The 17,479-nt window shown below is 64.6% G+C and carries 17 protein-coding genes; 6 read left to right on the forward strand and 11 right to left on the reverse strand.

Annotated features, from left to right (window positions below; all coding sequences use genetic code 11):
• Positions 1 to 3: 3 nt before the first annotated feature.
• The 8 genes from rpmG to ACIP6G_RS03870 all read right to left on the reverse strand — a co-directional run bounded on the left by rpmG (position 4) and on the right by ACIP6G_RS03870 (position 5,851).
• Complete coding sequence (gene rpmG, locus ACIP6G_RS03835; RefSeq protein ID WP_013349910.1) at positions 4 to 174, reverse strand: 50S ribosomal protein L33; 171 nt, start codon at positions 172 to 174, stop codon at positions 4 to 6.
• Positions 175 to 176: 2 nt separating this feature from the next.
• Positions 177 to 413, reverse strand: coding sequence for a 50S ribosomal protein L28 (gene rpmB, locus ACIP6G_RS03840; protein WP_013349911.1), 237 nt, complete (start codon positions 411 to 413; stop codon positions 177 to 179).
• A 327-nt stretch (positions 414 to 740) separates the two neighbouring features.
• The gene (locus ACIP6G_RS03845; RefSeq protein ID WP_105657039.1) at positions 741 to 1,241 is read right to left on the reverse strand and encodes a MarR family winged helix-turn-helix transcriptional regulator; all 501 of its coding nucleotides are present in this window, start codon (positions 1,239 to 1,241) and stop codon (positions 741 to 743) included.
• Positions 1,242 to 1,601: 360 nt separating this feature from the next.
• Positions 1,602 to 2,399, reverse strand: a complete 798-nt coding sequence (locus ACIP6G_RS03850; RefSeq protein WP_133833539.1) for an ABC transporter permease — start codon at positions 2,397 to 2,399, stop codon at positions 1,602 to 1,604.
• 1 nt (position 2,400) lies between these two features.
• Positions 2,401 to 3,324 carry an ABC transporter permease gene (locus ACIP6G_RS03855; RefSeq protein ID WP_105657041.1) on the reverse strand — a complete coding sequence of 308 codons (924 nt, stop codon included), beginning with the start codon at positions 3,322 to 3,324 and terminating at the stop codon, positions 2,401 to 2,403.
• The gene (locus ACIP6G_RS03860; protein WP_332727292.1) at positions 3,321 to 4,454 is read right to left on the reverse strand and encodes an ABC transporter ATP-binding protein; all 1,134 of its coding nucleotides are present in this window, start codon (positions 4,452 to 4,454) and stop codon (positions 3,321 to 3,323) included. Before ACIP6G_RS03860 ends, ACIP6G_RS03855 begins: the two co-directional genes overlap by 4 nt.
• Positions 4,451 to 4,612: a hypothetical protein gene (locus tag ACIP6G_RS03865; protein ID WP_400288699.1), complete on the reverse strand. Its 162-nt coding sequence runs from the start codon at positions 4,610 to 4,612 to the stop codon at positions 4,451 to 4,453. The genes ACIP6G_RS03860 and ACIP6G_RS03865 overlap by 4 nt, the downstream gene beginning before the upstream one ends.
• Before the next feature lie 15 nt (positions 4,613 to 4,627).
• Complete coding sequence (locus ACIP6G_RS03870) at positions 4,628 to 5,851, reverse strand: PotD/PotF family extracellular solute-binding protein (protein WP_105657043.1); 1,224 nt, start codon at positions 5,849 to 5,851, stop codon at positions 4,628 to 4,630.
• Between the two features lie 210 nt (positions 5,852 to 6,061).
• Between ACIP6G_RS03870 and ACIP6G_RS03875 the strand changes: the two genes are divergently transcribed.
• The 4 genes from ACIP6G_RS03875 to ACIP6G_RS03890 all read left to right on the forward strand — a co-directional run bounded on the left by ACIP6G_RS03875 (position 6,062) and on the right by ACIP6G_RS03890 (position 11,122).
• Positions 6,062 to 6,529, forward strand: a complete 468-nt coding sequence (locus ACIP6G_RS03875; protein ID WP_105657044.1) for an Lrp/AsnC family transcriptional regulator — start codon at positions 6,062 to 6,064, stop codon at positions 6,527 to 6,529.
• On the forward strand, positions 6,526 to 7,905 hold the full coding sequence (locus ACIP6G_RS03880) for an aspartate aminotransferase family protein (RefSeq protein ID WP_105657045.1): 1,380 nt from the start codon (positions 6,526 to 6,528) through the stop codon (positions 7,903 to 7,905). Before ACIP6G_RS03875 ends, ACIP6G_RS03880 begins: the two co-directional genes overlap by 4 nt.
• A 156-nt stretch (positions 7,906 to 8,061) precedes the next feature.
• Positions 8,062 to 9,120 (forward strand): ImmA/IrrE family metallo-endopeptidase, encoded by a 1,059-nt coding sequence (locus ACIP6G_RS03885; protein ID WP_365943165.1) that lies wholly within the window; start codon positions 8,062 to 8,064, stop codon positions 9,118 to 9,120.
• 79 nt (positions 9,121 to 9,199) lie between these two features.
• Positions 9,200 to 11,122 (forward strand): acyl-CoA dehydrogenase family protein, encoded by a 1,923-nt coding sequence (locus ACIP6G_RS03890; RefSeq protein ID WP_365943164.1) that lies wholly within the window; start codon positions 9,200 to 9,202, stop codon positions 11,120 to 11,122.
• Here the strand turns inward: ACIP6G_RS03890 and ACIP6G_RS03895 are convergent.
• From ACIP6G_RS03895 to ACIP6G_RS03905, 3 genes are all read right to left on the reverse strand, one after another.
• Entirely contained in the window at positions 11,119 to 11,547 is a 429-nt protein-coding gene (locus ACIP6G_RS03895; protein WP_365943163.1) for an HNH endonuclease signature motif containing protein, read from the reverse strand. The genes ACIP6G_RS03890 and ACIP6G_RS03895 overlap by 4 nt on opposite strands.
• Positions 11,541 to 12,851: a hypothetical protein gene (locus tag ACIP6G_RS03900; RefSeq protein WP_365943162.1), complete on the reverse strand. Its 1,311-nt coding sequence runs from the start codon at positions 12,849 to 12,851 to the stop codon at positions 11,541 to 11,543. The genes ACIP6G_RS03895 and ACIP6G_RS03900 overlap by 7 nt, the downstream gene beginning before the upstream one ends.
• 61 nt (positions 12,852 to 12,912) lie before the next feature.
• Complete coding sequence (locus ACIP6G_RS03905; protein ID WP_332485880.1) at positions 12,913 to 14,439, reverse strand: PucR family transcriptional regulator ligand-binding domain-containing protein; 1,527 nt, start codon at positions 14,437 to 14,439, stop codon at positions 12,913 to 12,915.
• Between the two features lie 111 nt (positions 14,440 to 14,550).
• Between ACIP6G_RS03905 and ACIP6G_RS03910 the strand changes: the two genes are divergently transcribed.
• Entirely contained in the window at positions 14,551 to 16,053 is a 1,503-nt protein-coding gene (locus ACIP6G_RS03910) for a CoA-acylating methylmalonate-semialdehyde dehydrogenase (protein ID WP_365943161.1), read from the forward strand.
• Between the two features lie 5 nt (positions 16,054 to 16,058).
• Positions 16,059 to 17,438, forward strand: coding sequence for an aspartate aminotransferase family protein (locus ACIP6G_RS03915; RefSeq protein ID WP_365943160.1), 1,380 nt, complete (start codon positions 16,059 to 16,061; stop codon positions 17,436 to 17,438).
• Positions 17,439 to 17,479: the final 41 nt, after the last annotated feature.

Consider the following 17,479-nt stretch of genomic DNA (forward strand, 5'->3'; position numbering starts at 1 on the left):
GTCTTAGCGCTCCTCTCGGAATTCAACGTGCTTACGGACGACTGGGTCGTACTTCTTCATGACCATGCGGTCAGGGTTGTTACGACGGTTCTTACGGGTTACGTAAGTGAAACCGGTTCCAGCGGTGGACTTCAGCTTGATGATCGGACGTACGTCCTTATCCTTCTTTGCCATTTTTAGAGCTTCACACCCTTCGCAATCAGGTCAGCAATTACAGCGTCGATACCGCGAGCATCGATGACCTTGATGCCCTTGACCGACAGGGTCAGGGTCACCTTACGGCGCAGGGAAGGCACGTAGTAGGTCTTCTTCTGGATGTTCGGATCGAAACGACGCTTGTTGCGACGGTGCGAGTGGGAGATGCTATGTCCGAAGGCCGGAGTAGTACCGGTTACCTGGCAAACAGCTGCCATGATCACTCCTCAGTTAGTTAGTAGTAAAATTCGGCGGTACTCGCGCACAGTGCCCATACCAAAATATCGACACCGCTTCTGCGTTATGAGTCCCGCCAACCAGTGAAACACCGTTAATACTGCACACTAGGAAGGTAACCAGGCTGGGTGAGAACCAACCGAAGAGCCTTAAAGTATGTAAGTCGGTGAACTTCGCAACCGGTCGAGCAATTTCCCCGTACTCAGTCGGCCACGATATTCGGTATTACGGGCAACGCGCAGTTGTTCTGCTGTTAGACGGCATAACAACACACGCGATTAACGCCTGATTAGCTTATCGAGAATTCCTCAGTGTTCCAAATCGAGGTTTTCCGAATTCAGGATCCAATGATCCGCATCAAGCGAAGTTGTAATTTTGCGTGCGATCCGCGTGAGATCGTTAACGTCCTTGTCATCAAGGGTATCGAAGAGAAGTCCGCGCACCGAGGCAACGTGGTGAGGCGCCATCTGCTGCACGGCTTCCCATCCGGCCTGCGTTAATGAGGCGATTTTCACACGGGCATCCTCTGCGGACTGCTCGCGGGTAACCCAGCCGCGCTTCTCCAGCTTCTTGACCACATGCGACAGTCGTGAAAGCGAAGCACTGGTGTGCGAAGCCAGCGTCGTCATGGTCAGCTGATGGTCCTTGGCCTCGGAGAGCATGGCGAGCATGTGGTAGTCGAAAAGCGTGATGCCTTCCAGGCCCTGCAGATCGGAATCCAAGGCCGCCGGAAGCAAAGTCATGACAGCATGCAGTCCAAGCCAGGCGTCGCGTTCAGGCCCGGAGAGCCAAACTGGCTTATCGCTCATGAAGTTTCCAATCGTTCATAGACCTGCACCTACAGGCCAGCAAGGTATCAACCTGTAGACCATATATTGTAAAGCTAAGTATTTACTATATGTCAGATGCCCGCATTTCGGCTCTCTGCCAATATTTCGTTCCGCCAGCCACCCTAATGGCCTTTGGGCCCGGCTGCATCCTGCAGGCAATGGTCCTGCAAATCACCGCAAGAGCAGCAAGCGGCCGGAGGCCTAGCGCCAGTCCAAAAACGTGCAGGTTCCAGAGGGCGCAAGGAGCGAGCTGGGTAACGCTCATGCTAGTGACGATCCCTGCTTTTTGACCAGCTGGCAAGCCAAAGGCCCGCGCTGAAGAGCGCGGGCCTTTGGAACCTAGGAATTCTCCAGCTGTTTCTTCTTCCGGTAGCTGATCACCTGTCCGATGACCACCACGAGCAGGGCAAGGATGAACATAGCCGAACCAATGACATTCGCCTGGGCCGGGATGCCGCGGGTAGCTGCCACATAGATGAACTTCGGGAAGGTCTGGAAGGTGCCGGAGTTGAAATTCGTGATGATGAAATCATCGAAACTCATCGCGAAGGACAACAGCGCGGCGGCCACAATGCCTGGCAGCAGCAGCGGGAACGTCACCTTCCAGAAGGCTGCACGCGGCGAGGCGTAGAGATCGGCGGCCGCTTCTTCCAATCGCGGATCCAGCGAGGAGACACGAGCCCTGACGGTGACGATCACGAAGGACATGCAGAACACGATGTGGGCGATCACGATGGTGGCGTAGCCCAGTTCCCAACCGAGGTTCAGGAACTGTGCCAGCAGCGAAGCACCGAGCACGACCTCCGGCGTAGCCAACGGCAAAATGATCAGCACATCGGTGAGCTTGCGGAACCGGAACTTGTAGCGGACCAGGCCGATGGCGATCAGCGTGCCCAAGGCGGTAGCGGCAATCGTGGCCACCGTGCCGACCTGCAGCGAGTGCACCAGCGATTCGCAGACCGCCGGAGCGCCGCAGGGGTTCTGCCAGTTCTCCAGGGTGAAGCCGCGCCAGTCCAGGTTGGTGCGGCCGGCATCGTTGAAGGAGAACACGAAGATGTACGCGATCGGGACCAGGAGGTAGATGAAAGCCAGCCCGCCGACAGCAGGGATGAACCAGCGTCCGATTTTCTGCTTCATGCTACATCAGCTCCTTGGTCCCGAAGCGGCGGATATAGATCGTGACCAGGACCAGGATCGAGACCATCAGCACGAAGCTCAACGCCGAGGCGCCCGGGTAATCGATGACCTTGAAGAATCTGGAATCGATGATCTGGCCGATCATCGTCGTATTGCGGTTATTGCCCAGCAGGGCCGCGTTCACGTAGTCGCCGGCGGCCGGGATGAACGTCAGCAGGGTGCCGGCGAAGACGCCTGGGGCGCTCATCGGCAGCGTCACCTTGAAGAAGGAGGTCATCGGGCTGGCATAGAGATCCCCCGAGGCCTCGAGCAGGCGTGTGTCCAGCCGGCCCAGGTTAGCGTAGATCGGCAGCACCATGAACGGCAGGAAGTTATAGGTCAGGCCCGCGACGACCGCGAACGGCGTGGCGGTCAGGTGCCCGTCGGCTGGCAGGATCGCCAGGAATTTCAGCGTTTGGGCGATGAACCCCTCATCGGCCAGTATCTGCTTCCAGGCCTGGGTGCGCAGAATGAAGCTGGAGAAGAACGGGGCGATCAGCAGCACCAGCAAGATGCCCTGCAGCAGCGTCTTCTCGCGCAAGCGGACTGCGACCAGGTAGGCCATCGGGAAGCCGATGAGCAAGGCCAGGACGGTGGCGATCAGCGCGAACCCGAAGGAGCGCAGCAGCTCGGGCCAGTAGGCGGCGAGCACCGTGGCGTAGTTGCCGATTTCGAAACCCGGCACGAATTCGCCGATTTCCCCGCCCTCGGGCTTCACGTACAGGCTCATTGCCAGCAGGACAACCACCGGAAGCGCGAAGAACAGGGCGAGCACCAGCATGCCCGGGGCGATCAGGTAGACGCCGGTGCGGCCCTTGCGCCGCTCCGCCCGGATCTCCTCGGGGCTGCGCAGGTCGACGATGCCCTTCTTGGTCATGACCGTCATGGCTGGTCAACTCCGGCATCCTCGTGCTCGGCACCGGCCAGGCCGAAGGAATGCTGCGCTTCCCAGGACAGGTACACGGTGTCGCCTTCGGCAGCCGGCTGCTGGCCGCGATTCTGCGTGAAGGTCCCGAGCGTGCCGATACCGTCCACCTCGACCAGGTACTCGGTGGTGGTGCCCGTGAAGGACACGTCGACCACGGTGCCGGACAAGCGGTTCTCCCCCGCATAGCCCTCGCGCGAGATCGTGATCTTCTCCGGGCGCACCCCGACGACCACCTCCCCTGAGGCCTGCACGGCGCGGTCGGCCGGCAGCAAGATGGTTTGGCCGTTGACCATGACGCTGAGCATGCCGGCGTCATTGCCGCTGACCGTGCCGCGCATCAGGTTCGACTTGCCCAGGAAGTTCGCGACGAACGCGGTCTTGGGCAGTTCGTAGAGTTCGCGCGGCGGGCCCATCTGCTCGATCCGTCCGCCGTTCATCACCGCGACCACGTCGGCCATGGTCATGGCTTCCTCCTGGTCGTGGGTGACGTGGATGAAGGTCAGGCCGACTTCGGTCTGGATGTTCTTCAGCTCCAGCTGCATTTGGCGGCGCAGCTTCATGTCCAGTGCCCCGAGGGGCTCATCGAGCAGCAGCACCTGCGGGCGGTTGACCAGAGCCCGGGCCAGGGCCACGCGCTGCTGCTGCCCGCCGGAGAGCTGGATCGGCTTGCGATTGGCAAGGTGCCCGAGCTCCACCAGGTCCAGCCCGGCCCTGGCTTTCTCCATCGCCTGCTTGTCCTTCTTGCGCTTGAGCCCGAAGGCCACGTTTTCCAGCACGCTCATGTGCGGGAACAGCGCATAGGACTGGAACACGGTGTTCACCGGACGCTGGTGGCTGGCCAGCGCGGTGACGTCCTGGCCGCCGATCGAGATGCTGCCCTCGCTGGGGGCCTCAAGGCCCGCGATCATGCGCAGGGTGGTCGACTTGCCGCAACCGGAGGGTCCGAGCAGGGCGAAGAAGGTGCCCGAAGGGACCACCAAATCCAGGTCCTTGACCGCCACGAAGCTGGAAAAGCGCTTGGTGATGCCCGAGAGGTGCAGATCCGCGCCGGTGGCAGTGGTTTCGGTACGCGTTGCCAAGGTTGTCATGCCCCTATCACTTCCTGGAACTGGTTGTGGAAATCGGTTTCTGCTGCCGGTACAGCACGTGCGGAGGTTGCCCGGTTGACGACGTCCCTGGCGCTGGCCGGGCCCGGACCGCGGCCTTTGGGCAGGCGCTGGCAGTTGATGGCTCGTTGGCGAGTCATGGTGTTCCCCGCTTTCTAGGCGCCGATTGCACTCTGGAATTCAGAGTTCAATGCGGTCTCTTCATCCGCTTCCAGCGAGCGGAAGACATGCGCCTTGGCCAGATCCTCATCGGTCGGGAAGATCAGCGGGTTGCCGACCAGGTCCGGGTCGATCTTTTCCATTTCTTCCTGGGCGCCAACCACCGGGCAGATGAAGTTCACGTAGGCTGCGACCTGCGCGGCCACGGCCGGGTCGTAGTAGAAGTCCATGAGCTTCTCGGAGTTGGCCTTGCGTGGCGAGGCCACCGGGACCATCAGGTTGTCGCTCCACAGGGTGCCGCCGGCCTCGGGGATCACGAACTCCCACTGGTCATCGTTCTCGAAGTTCATCTGCACGATATCGCCGGACCAGACGATGCCGGCGATCGCATCGCCCGAGACGAAGTCCTCCTTGTAGGAGTTGCCCTTGACCTGGCGGATCTGGCCATTGCCGATGTTCTCGCGCAGCACGTCGGCAGCGGCGCCGAATTCGCTTTCGCCCCATTGGCCGGCGATGTCCACGCCGTTGTGCAGCATCAGCAGGCCGATGGTGTCGCGCATTTCATCGAGCACGGTGATACGGCCCTTGAGCTTTGGATCCCAGAGGTCCTCGACGGATTTCAGGCCCTTGGGGAATGCCTTCTTATTCCAGGCGATGCCGGCGTAGCCGGACTGCCAGGTCAGCGAGTGCTTGCGTCCCGGGTCGAAGTCCACGTCCTTCAGGTTGGGCAGCAGGTTGGCCGAGTTGGGGATGTTCGCCAGGTCCAGCTCCTGGGCGTAGCCCTGGCGGATCATGCGGCCGGCCATCCAGTCGGTCATCGTGATGATGTCCTGGCCGATGTCCTGGCCTGCCTTGAGCTGGCCCTGCACCTTGCCGTAGTAGGTGTCGTTGCCGTCGATATCCTCGCGGTAGTTCACCTTGATGCCGGTCTGCTTGGTGAACGCATCCAGTGTCGGGTAGGTCTTCTTCTCGTCGTCGTAATCCAGGTACAGGGTCCAGTTGGCCCAGTTCACGGTGGGGTCATTTGCGGAAATGTCCTCGATCGACGGTGCGGCTTTGGTGCTGCTTCCTCCGGTGCCGCAGGCTGCGAGCAGCCCGGTCAGGCCCAATGCGCCGGCCGCGGAAAGCACGCTGCGGCGGGAGTAGCTGCGCTGGCTCATGGCCTGGACCAGTGCGCGGACTTGGGGGTCTTGCGGAAGTCGGCGTTGCGAGTGCGACATGGCTGGAATCCTAACGACGAATGTGATCGGCCACACATGAAAGTGTTGTCGTTCATCCTGCCAGCAATGCACAGGTCCAACAAGACCCGAACGCAAGTTTCCTTGTAAAAATTACGTTACGAAAACTGAAAACTTTCAAAAATACCCCTTTCGCAACTGAATCAGTGACGGTAGGGTCTGTGGAAAGTCCCTTAGACCTAGGAGGTCGATATGACGCTGCCCTCGCATACGGCACAGGCCATTGATGAAATTTCCAAGGAGATCATCGAGCAGCTGCAGGAAGATGGCCGGCGCTCCTATGCCGCCATCGGCAAGGCAGTGGGCCTGAGCGAAGCGGCTGTGCGCCAGCGCGTGCAGAAGCTGGTCGAGAGCCGCGTCGTGCAAATCGTCGCAGTCACCAACCCGCTGGAGTTGGGCTTCACCCGCCAGGCCATGATCGGCGTCGTCGCCGCCAGCGACATCAGCGGCACCGCCGACCGGATCGCCGAACTTCCGGAAGTCGACTACTGCGTGGTCACTGCCGGCAGCTCGGACATACTCGCGGAGGTCATCTGCTCGAACGATGAGGACCTGCTGCGCGTGATCGGAACGATCCGCGGGCTCGAAGGCGTGGTCAGCACCAATACGTACACCTACCTTTCACTCAAAAAACAGGAATACAACTGGGGAACACGATGAACACACCACGTGGTACCGATCGCCAGCAAGCCGCTCGCGATCACCTTTGGATGCACATGGCCCGGCACTCCGGAATTTCCAACGGCGCGCACGTTCCGATCATCTCGCGCGGCGAGGGGCACAAGATCTACGACGATGCCGGGCGCGAATACATCGACGGCTTGGCCGGGCTGTTCGTGGTCAACGCGGGGCACGGGCGCGCCGAATTGGCCGAAGCCATGGCCAAGCAGGCCGAGAAGCTGGCCTTCATGCCGCTGTGGTCCTACGCCCACGAACCGGCGATCGACCTGGCTGAGCGCCTGGCCAGCTATGCACCGGGCGACTTGAACCGCGTCTTCTTCACCACCGGCGGCGGCGAGGCGGTCGAATCCGCCTTCAAGCTGGCCAAGCAGCATTTCAAGATGAAGGGCAAGCCGGGCAAAACCAAGGTCATTTCGCGCGCCCTGGCCTACCACGGCACCCCTCAGGGAGCCTTGGCCATCACCTCGCTGCCGGATATGAAGACCCCGTTCGAGCCCTTGGTCCCCGGCACCTTCCGCGTGCCGAACACCAACTTCTACCGCGCACCGCAGATGTTCGCGGACAACGAGAAGGACTTCGGGCTGTGGGCCGCGGAGCGCATCCGCGAAGCCATCGAATTCGAAGGCGCCGACACCGTGGCGGCGGTCTTCCTGGAACCGGTGCAGAACTCCGGCGGCTGCTTCCCGCCACCACCGGGGTACTTCGACCGGGTCCGCGAGATCTGCGACGAATACGACGTGCTGCTGGTTTCCGACGAAACCATCTGCGCGTTCGGCCGCATCGGCTCGATGTTCGCCTGCAACGACTTCGGCTACGTCCCGGACATCATCACCTCGGCAAAGGCGCTGACCAGTGGCTATGTCCCGCTGGGCGTGATGGTCGTTTCCGACAAGCTGTTCGAGCCTTTCACCAAGGGCGATACCACCTTCTACCACGGCTACACCTTTGGCGGGCATCCGGTGGCAGCCGCGGTGGCGATGGCGAACCTGGACATCTTCGAGCGGGAAGGATTGAACGAGAACGTCAAGAACAATGCCGACGCGTTCAAATCCACGCTGTCGAAGCTCACCGATCTGGACATCGTTGGCGATGTGCGCGGCGCCGGCTACTTCTACGGGATCGAGCTGGTCAAGGACAAGGCGACCAAGGAGACCTTCAGCGACGCGGAGTCCGAACGCCTGCTGCGCGGGTACCTCTCCCCGGCCCTGTGGGAGGCGGGACTGTATTGCCGCGCCGACGATCGCGGCGACCCGGTCATCCAGTTGGCTCCGCCCATCACGATCGGGCAGCCGGAGTTCGACCAGATCGAATCCATCCTGCGCACCGTGCTGAAGGAAGCGGCCAGCAAGATCTAGCGCCACGAAGGCTCGCAGGCATCGCCTGCGAGCCTTTTCGCAAGTCAGAGCGTGTTACTTCACGAAGCTGCACGCAATTGGTGCTTTGTGGCATAGGCCACTAGTCTGAGGTCATTAGACGATCAAGATCGCCTTTTGGAAGATTGCAGGAACCTCATGACTTTGGAACCGACCAGAATCAGGTTGGCACGCGAACGTGCAGCGCTGAGCCGGTCCGCCTTGGCCGCCTCGCTGGGTATTTGCGAGCGCGAACTCGCCCATGCTCCCGAGGATCTTTCCCTTGCGCTGGCCGATGCGCTGGGCTGCGCGCCGCAGTTCTTCCGGCTTCCCGCGGCCCAGGGCATCGACACCGAGCGGATCTTCTTCCGCTCCCCGCGCCGCACCAGCACCGCGCAGAAAGTCGCCGCGGCCGCGCTGGGCCGCAACGGCGTGGAACTCTACAACCTGATCACGCGGAACTTCCGGCTCCCGCACACCGGGATCCCCGAGCTGTGCGGCTTCACCCCGGAAGATGCCGCCGCGCATCTGCGCACCGAATGGGATCTGGGATGCGGCGCGTTGCCCGATCTGCTGCATCTGCTCGAAGCCCGCGGGGTGCGGGTGCTGAGCCTGCCGGCCTCGCTCGAAGCGGTCAAGACCTTCAGCTTCTGGGAAGACGGGCAGGCCTTCATCTTCCTGGCCGCCGGCAGCCGCAATGCACAGCGCCTGGCGATGGCCCACGAGCTGGGGCATCTGCTGATGCACTCGTCGCTGGGCGAGAACCGCGAGCAGGTGGCCGCCGCGGAACGCGAAGCCGACGAATTCGCGGCACGCTTGCTCCTGCCCTCCCTGTCCCTGCCGGTTCGGGTCTCCGATTCCCTGCAGATCCCGCAGCTGCTGGCACTCGAAGAGCAGTTCGGTGCACCGGCCCAGGTGATCCTCGCGCATTCGCGTGCCCGCGGCTTGCTGGGCGAAGGCGCCTACCAGTGGTTGTCCCAGGAGCTGGCGCTGGAACCGGCCCAGGAGCACCAGCAGCTGGTCTCCCGGGTCTTCTCCCTGGTCTTCCCCTCCCTGCAGCGCGACCATCGGGCCAGCACCGCACGGATCGCCCGCGAATTAGGGCAAACCGCATCGCAGATCCATGAGCTGACCTTCGGGCAGGCGTTCGTGCTGCTCGAAGGAGAGAACCTGCACGACGCCGGCCAGGCGACCCGCGGCCACCTGCACGCGCTCTAGCAACCCCGGGGTTTGGCAGCTACGCTGGTGCCACCAGGCGATGGCGCCGCGGCCGATCGCCGAGCCAAAGGGGATCGCCATGCAAATCAACGCCGACAAATCCCGGCAAGTCGCCGAGGAGTCCCGCGAGCAGTTCGACCGGCCCAGCTTCGCCAAGGGCCTGTACATGGGGGCCGTGGACTTCTCCCTGATCGAACCATTGCCCAGCGCCCTGCATCCAGAACGCGGACAGGAATTCCTGCCGCAGCTCGAAGCGGTCCTCGATGGCATCGATCCGGAGCGCATCGAAGCCCAGGCGCGCATCCCCGGCGAATATATTGCCCAGCTTCGCCGCATCGGTGCCTTCGGCATGAAGATCCCGGTCGAATACGGCGGACTGGGGCTGAGCCTGCTGGACTACGGCCGGGCGCTGATGCGCGTCGGCGTGGTTTCCCCGGCCATCGGCGCGCTGCTCTCGGCCCACCAGTCCATCGGCGTCCCCGAACCGGTGAAGGCCTTCGGCACCGAGGAGCAAAAACGCGAGTACCTGCCGCGCTGCGCGGCAGGAGCCATCAGCGCCTTCCTGCTCACCGAGAACGATGTCGGTTCCGACCCTGCACGGTTGGGCACCGAAGCCCGGATCAGTCACGACGGCAGCCACTACATCCTGGATGGCGCGAAGCTGTGGACCACCAACGGGGTGGTCGCCGAGCTGCTCGTGGTGATGGCCGCGGTGCAGCCGCATGAGGCCCTCGGCCAAGAGCCTGCAGGTCGCGGCGGAATCACCGCCTTCATCGTCGAGGCCGATACCGCGGGCATCACCGTCGAGAACCGCAACCAGTTCATGGGCCTGCGCGGAATCGAGAACGGGGTGACCCGGTTCCGCTCGGTGCGCGTGCCGGCGGCCAACCGCCTGGGCAAGGAAGGCTCGGGGCTGAAGATCGCGCTGAGCACCCTGAACACCGGGCGCTTGTCCATCCCGGCCATGTGCGCCGGGGCCGGCAAATGGTCCACGAAGATCGCCCGTGAATGGTCCGCGGCCCGCGTGCAGTGGGGCCACCCGGTCGGCAAGCACCAAGCCGTCGCCGGCAAGCTCGCCTGCATCGCGGCCAGCAGCTATGCGCTGGAAGCGGTGTTCGAGGTGTCCGCCCGGCTGGCCGATGCCGGCATGAAGGATATTCGCATCGAGGCGGCCCTGGCCAAGCTCTGGGCTTCGGAGGCTGCCTGCACGATCGCCGATGAGCTGCTGCAGATCCGCGGCGGGCGCGGATTCGAGACCGCGCAGTCGCAGGCAGCGCGCGGCGAGCGGGCGGTGCCGGTCGAACAGATGCTGCGCGACCTGCGGATCAACCGCATCTTCGAAGGCTCCACCGAAATCATGCACCTGCTGATTGCCCGCGAGGCCGTGGATGCGCACCTGCAGGCGGCCGGGGACCTGGCGCGTGCCGGGTCGAGCATCCAGGACAAGGCCCGAGCGGCGGTGGATGCCTCGGGGTTCTATGCCCGGTGGCTGCCCAAGCTTGCGATGGGCGCAGGCTCGCTTCCGAACTCCTATGCCGAGCACGGCCCATTGGCCAAGCACCTGCGCTATGTGGAGCGGACCTCGCGGCGGCTGGCACGCCAGACGTTCGCCGGGATGGCGCGCTGGCAGGCCGGCCTGGAAAAGCAGCAGGTCTTCCTGGGCCATATCGTGGATATCGGCGCGGAGCTGTTCGCCATGTCCGCCGTGATCGCCAAGACCACTGCGCTGCCGCAGTCCCCGGCTGGCCAGCGCAACTCGGCGCAGGATCTTGCCCTGGCCTTCTGCGAACAGGCCGCGCAACGCTGCGAGGAGCATTTCGGCAGGCTCTGGAAAAACACCACCCGTACCGATGGACGGATCGCCGCGGACCTGCTGGACGGGAAGTTCCAGTGGCTGGAGGCAGGGGTCCGCGATGTCTCCGAAGGCACCGGAGAGTGGATCGCCCAGTGGTCCGATGGAGTTCGCAAAGACGTGCGGTGGCCCTACCCGGAGGATGCCTAGGGCTCCACGATCTCGATGTCCAGTTCCCCGGCACGCCACTTCGCGGTCATGCGCTCGGCGAGGGCATCGGCCGCCAGGGCTTCCTGCGGGGTCATCCAGTAGGTGTTCACCCGGAGTTTCTGCTGCGGGTCGAGTTCCTTGGACAGCAGGGCCATCGGCCGGCATCCAGGGATCTTCACCGCGTGGAACAACCCGCAATGCCTGCCGATATGGTGGATCATGCATCCCAAGGCCGCGGACTCGATGTCCGTGTTGCCGCCCTTTTCCCACGCGTCGAGATGATCCAGTTCGCATCGTTCGGCGGGCATGCTGCATCCCGGATACAGGCACCCTCGATAGGCCGCCCGGATGGCGCGGCCCTGCGCCTTGCTATACAGCCGCTGGGTGCGGCCCAGATCCAGGGGCAGGCTCTGGCCGTTCAGCACCAGCGGATAGATTCCGGCCGTGCACAATGCCGCTCTGGTTTCGCCCGGGATAGCTGGATCCCGGTGGAAGTGACCGCGAATTCCTTGCCGTCGCGTCTCATCTTCTCGTAATCCAGGATGATGCTCACCTGCGGTACCGCCAACCCGGGTTGTTTCCCTGGCGAACCGCTCTGGTTGCGGTCGGTCATCAGCAAGGCCAGGAATCCTACGAGCCGGCGTCGTTCTGGCTTGAGCTCCTCGAACTGGGTGGCGGCCGGGCCGGCAGGTTCCTCGGGCTCTTCAGGTTCTTCGGGTTCGTCAGGTTCCTCGGGTTCTCCAGGTTCGTCAGGTTTGTCAGGTTCTTCGGGTTCTTCAGGTTCGGCGGATCCCTCGGGTGCCGATCCGGCAGGTTCCCCGTCTTTGGCCCAGTCGGGCATCGATTCCTCGTCATCCCAGCCGCTGCCCTGGGCACCGGTGAACTGCGCCTCGGCGTGCGCCAGGGCTTCGCGGTTCCCGGCCACGGTGGCCGGGTTGTCCAGCGCGTTGAAATACGCTTCGATCATCGCCGCATGGGCGGGCAGGACGCGCAGGACGTATTCGACCAGGCCCTGGCGCATGCCCTTCTTGAAGATCCCGATCCCATCCAGCAGGGCCTGCAACGGGCGCTGGCCGGACTTCACCTGCGCCACCAGTGCGTTGATGTGCCTGCGGGCGGCCTTGGGTTCGCTGCGGATGAAGGCGGCCGATTCGGCTTGCAGCTGGTCCTTCTTGGCCTGCCCGGCCTGGCCTTCGCCGAAGTCCTTGCGGGCCGAATGCAGTTTCAGCGCGGCCGAGGACACCAGCCGGGGATCCACGTCGGGGTCGGCGAATTGCCCGGCCAGTTCCGGCAACCAGGCGGGCAGCGTTTGCCCTGCCTCGTCGACACCGCCCAGCAAGCAATCCACCAGGGCCAGCCGGTCGCGGACCGTGCTGCGCGGGATGTCCAGCCAGCCGTGCAGCAGCCCGGCCGTGTTCTTGAAATGCGTGCGGGCAGTGGTGGTGCGCCCGGCGGCCGCCTGGAATGCGGCGAGGCTCGGGTGCTCGCCTGCCTCGGTGACGGTCTGGAAGGATTCCTGGTCGAGCTTGTGGGCACCGGTGCGGCGCAGCGCATGGGCGGCCTGCAGCTGGGTGCGGCTCTGGCCGCGGGCGAGCTTGTCAGCAAGCTGCGCAAAGCAGGCCGCGTGGCCGGGGCTCAATGGCCCGCCGGAAAGGACCGCGGTGGCCGATGCGATGAGTTCTTCCGCGTCGGCCAGGTCCTTTAGCGCCTGTGCCTGCTCTGTGCTCATGCCCCCATGATGCCTGCGGCGTCCTGCGGGGTTTTCTCACCGGGAGCCAAGTGTGGATAGCTCAGCCGTGCATGCGGTACCAGAGCAGCGCCACCTGCAGCGAGGCGCGGGATTCGGCGGAGTCCAGCTGCACCCCGAGCTTGGCTTCGAGCTTGGCCAGCCGGGAGTAGAGGGTGGGCCGCGAGAGGTAGCCGGCCTTGGCCAGCGCGGTTTTGTTCCCGCCGTGGGCCAGGTAGAGATCGAGCAGGTCAAGGGCGGCCAGGTCGAGCGGGTTGAGCAGGCCGGAGAGCTCGGCCAGCGCGAAGGTGCGCAGCTTCGGGTCGCTGCCCATGGCCGAGAGCACCCCGCGCAGGCGCAGATCGGCGAAGCGGTAGTAGGGCTGGGCGCGGGTGGGCAGGTGCGGGACGATCTGCGCGACCTGCGCGGCTTCCTCCAGCCCGGCGATGCTGGTAGCCAGGGTGCCTTCGGGGCCCACGCCGATGGCCACCGGCGCGGTGAGCTGCTCGGCCAGGCGGCGAGTGAAGCCCTGCAGGGTGGAGTCCAGCAGTTCGCGGGCGCGCAGCGGCAGAATCAGCCCCAGGTACCCGGGCTTGAGCGAGCCGGCCAGGATGCCCAGGTGCAGGGTGTCGGCCAGCTGGTCGAGCACTTCGAGCAGGGCGCGGTCGGCCAGCTGGGTTTCGGTCGGCGTGCCGGAACCGGCCAGGGAGATGACCACCGGGACATAGTAGGGGGCGGCGGCCAGGCCCAGGGCCTGGGTGCGGATGGCGATGTCCTTGTCGCTGTAGCTGTGCCCGGCCTGCAGTTCGTGCAGCGTGGAGGTGCGCGCCTGGTAGAGCAGCTCGCGCTGGTCGCGCCCGGACAGGCGGGCGATGGTCAGCGCCTGGCCGGCCCGTTCCAGCACCAGGGCCGCGCGGTCGTCGTCCTCCAGCACGGCCGGGACGATCAGCCGCCCCCAGCGGCTGCGGACCGCGCCGACCGGGGTCTGCAGCCAGTTCTCGGTGCCGGTGGCGCGTCCAGTGTGCTCCAGGAACCCGACGAAGCGCGAACGGGTGATCCAGTGTTCCAGTTGCGCGCCGGACTGGGCGAGCACGTGGTGGCGGACATCTTCCAGGACCACGGGGGCCGAGAGCAGCTGCGCGGTGCGGTCCACGATCTGCGCTTCGTCGGCCTCGGTCAGCGAGAGCCCGGTGTAGATTTCGTGCACCGTGCGGGAGAACTGGACGGCCTCGAGCTGCTCGGCGACGAGTTTCTGGTGGATGACCTCGGTGATGGACACGAAGCGGGTGGTGGTGCGCAGGGCGATGACCGGCAGGCCCAGGTCGGCGACGTCCAGCGGTGCGCCGGAAAGGTCCTCGATGATGACCCCGACGGCCCCGGCCTCGCGCAGCGCGGTGATGAAGGCGCGCACGTCGCTCACGTTGCGCAGGGTCGTGAGGATCAGCTCGCGGCCCAGCAGCAGGTCGATGTTCTCGGTGGATTCGGTCACGTGCACCCAGCGAAGCGGCGCGTCCATCCCTGTTCCGCAGAGCACCTGGGGGTCGGCGGCTTGGACCACCGGCAGGTGCAGTACCTCGTCTACCGTCAGCATTTTTTACACTCCGTCAGCACTAGTGCTTAAATCATGACACAGTGATGGTGTCGTCCCTCACATCCATGACCCATGATGAAGGCAGGCACCCAACTTCGAAAGGCCGATACGATGACCGCAACGCTGACCGGCACCCTGCAGCACTGGATCAACAACGCCAATTACTCCGCCGATGACCGCACCGGCAAGATCTACAACCCCGCCACCGGCGAGGTCACCCGCCAGGTTGCGCTGGCCTCCAAGGCCACCACCGAGCATGCGATCGCCGCAGCCGCCGAGGCTTTCCCGAAGTGGCGCGACACCTCGCTGGCCCGCCGCACCGCGATCATGTTCAACTTCCGCCAGCTGCTGGCCGAGCGCAAGGGCGAGCTGGCCGCGATCATCACCGCCGAGCACGGCAAGGTGCTGGACGACGCGCTGGGCGAAGTGGCCCGCGGCCTGGAAGTCGTCGAGCTGTGCTGCAACGCCCCCTACCTGCTCAAGGGCGAGTTCTCGCAGAACGCCTCCACCGGCATCGACGTGCAGTCCATGCGCCAGCCGGTCGGCGTCTCGGCCATCATCTCCCCCTTCAACTTCCCGGCCATGGTGCCGCTGTGGTTCTTCCCGGTAGCGATCGCCGCCGGCAACGCGGTGGTGCTCAAGCCATCGGAGAAGGACCCGTCGGCCGCCAACTGGCTGGCCGAGCTGTTCACCGAGGCCGGCCTGCCCGAGGGCGTGCTGAACGTGGTGCACGGCGACAAGGAGGCGGTGGACACCCTGCTGACCGATCCGCGCGTGAACTCCGTGTCCTTCGTGGGTTCCACCCCGATCGCGCAGTACGTCTACTCCACCGGCACCGCGCACAACAAGCGGGTGCAGGCCTTTGGCGGCGCGAAGAACCACATGCTGGTGCTTCCGGATGCCGACCTGGACCTGGCCGCCGACATGGCGGTCAACGCAGGCTTCGGCGCGGCCGGCGAGCGCTGCATGGCGATCTCCGTGGTCGTCGCGATCGACACCATTGCCGATGAGCTGGTGGCCAAGATCGCCGAACGTGCCAAGACGCTGCGCGTGGGCGATGGCACCCGCGGCTGCGACATGGGCCCGCTGATTACCGGCGAGCACAAGGCGAAGGTGGCCGGATACATCGAGGCCGGCATCTCCGCCGGCGCGGACCTGGTGCTCGATGGCCGCACCGGCACCGTGGACGCCGATGGCGAGGGCTTCTTCCTGCACCCGACGATGTTCGACCGCGTGGGCACGGACATGTCCATCTACACCGAGGAGATCTTCGGTCCGGTGCTCTCGGTGGCGCGCGTGGAGAGCTTCAACGAGGGCATCGGGCTGATCAACTCCTCGCCGTACGGCAATGGCACCGCGATCTTCACCAACGACGGCGGCGCGGCCCGCCGCTTCGAGGACGAGATCCAGGTGGGCATGGTCGGGGTCAACGTGCCGATCCCGGTACCGGTGGGCTACCACTCCTTCGGCGGCTGGAAGGCCTCGCTGTTCGGCGACCAGCACGCCTACGGCCCGGAGGGCTTCAAGTTCTTCACCCGCAACAAGGTGATCACCAAGCGCTGGCTGGATCCCAGCCACGGCGGCATCAACCTCGGCTTCCCGCAGAATGACTGATACCCATGACTGAACCACTGACACAGCCACTGACGCAGGGCGTTTCCGCAGCGGATATCGCCGCTGGCCAGCACGCCTATGAGCTGGACCGCAAGCACGTCTTCCACTCCTGGCAGGCCCAGGGGCCGTTCGCCCCGATGACCATCCTGAAGGCCGAAGGCTCCTGGGTATGGGACGGCGAGGGCAACGCGCTGATCGACCTCTCCAGCCAGCTGGTGAACACGAACATTGGGCACCAGCACCCGAAGGTGATCGCCGCGATCCAGGAGCAGGCCGGCAAGCTGGCCACCATCGCCCCGCAGCATGTGAATGATGCGCGCTCTGAGGCGGCCCGGCTGATCGCCAAGCACACCCCCGGGCAGCTGGACAAGATCTTCTTCACCAATGGCGGTGCCGATGCAGTGGAGCATGCGGTGCGCATGGCGCGGCTGCATACCGGCAAGCACAAGGTGCTCTCCGCGTACCGTTCCTACCACGGCGGCACCCACCTGGCGGTGAACCTCACCGGGGATCCGCGGCGCTTCGCCTCGGACCACGCCACCGATGGGGTGGTGCGCTTCTTCCCGGCCTACCCGTACCGCTCCTACTTCAATTCGAGCACCCCCGAGGAGGAGACGGCCCGGGCGCTGAAGCACCTGGAGGACACGATCCTGCTCGAAGGCCCGGGCACTATTGCCGCGATCATCCTGGAGAGCATTCCGGGTACCGCCGGCATCTACCTGCCGCCCCCGGGGTACCTGCAGGGCGTGCGCGAACTGACTAAGAAGCACGGCATCGTGTACATCGCCGATGAGGTGATGGCCGGATTCGGGCGCAGCGGGCAATGGTTCGCGGTGGACCATGCCGGGGTGGTGCCGGACCTGCTGACCTTCGCCAAGGGCGTGAATTCCGGCTACGTGCCGCTGGGCGGGGTGGCGATCAGCCCGGAGATCTTCGAGACCTTCCGCGAGCGGGTCTACCCGGGCGGGTTGACCTATTCGGGCCACCCGCTGGCCTGCGCGGCGGCGGTAGCCACCATCACCGCGATGGAGGACGAGGCCATGGTGGAGAACGCCCAGCGCTTGGGCGAGGAAATCATCGGGCCGCGCCTGGCGCAGTTCGCGACCGAGCACCCGAGCGTGGGCGAGGTGCGCGGAACCGGCGTGTTCTGGGCGATCGAGCTGGTGAAGAACCGGGAAACCCGCGAGCCGCTGGCCGCCTATGGAGGCAGCAGCCCGGAGATGAACCAGGTGGTTGCCGCCGCGAAGGCCGCAGGGCTGCTGCCCTTCGCGAACTTCAACCGGCTGCATGTGGTGCCGGCGATGAACATCGAGGATGAGGTGCTCATTCAGGCGCTGGATCGCCTCGAGCAGGCCTTGGCCGTCGCCGACACGTTCGTTCAATAGCACCGATCTGGCAGGACAGCGCAGCTGTCCTGCCAGATCTG

The organism is Glutamicibacter sp. NPDC088483 (genome assembly GCF_044753145.1).
In the GTDB taxonomy this organism is placed as follows: domain Bacteria; phylum Actinomycetota; class Actinomycetes; order Actinomycetales; family Micrococcaceae; genus Glutamicibacter.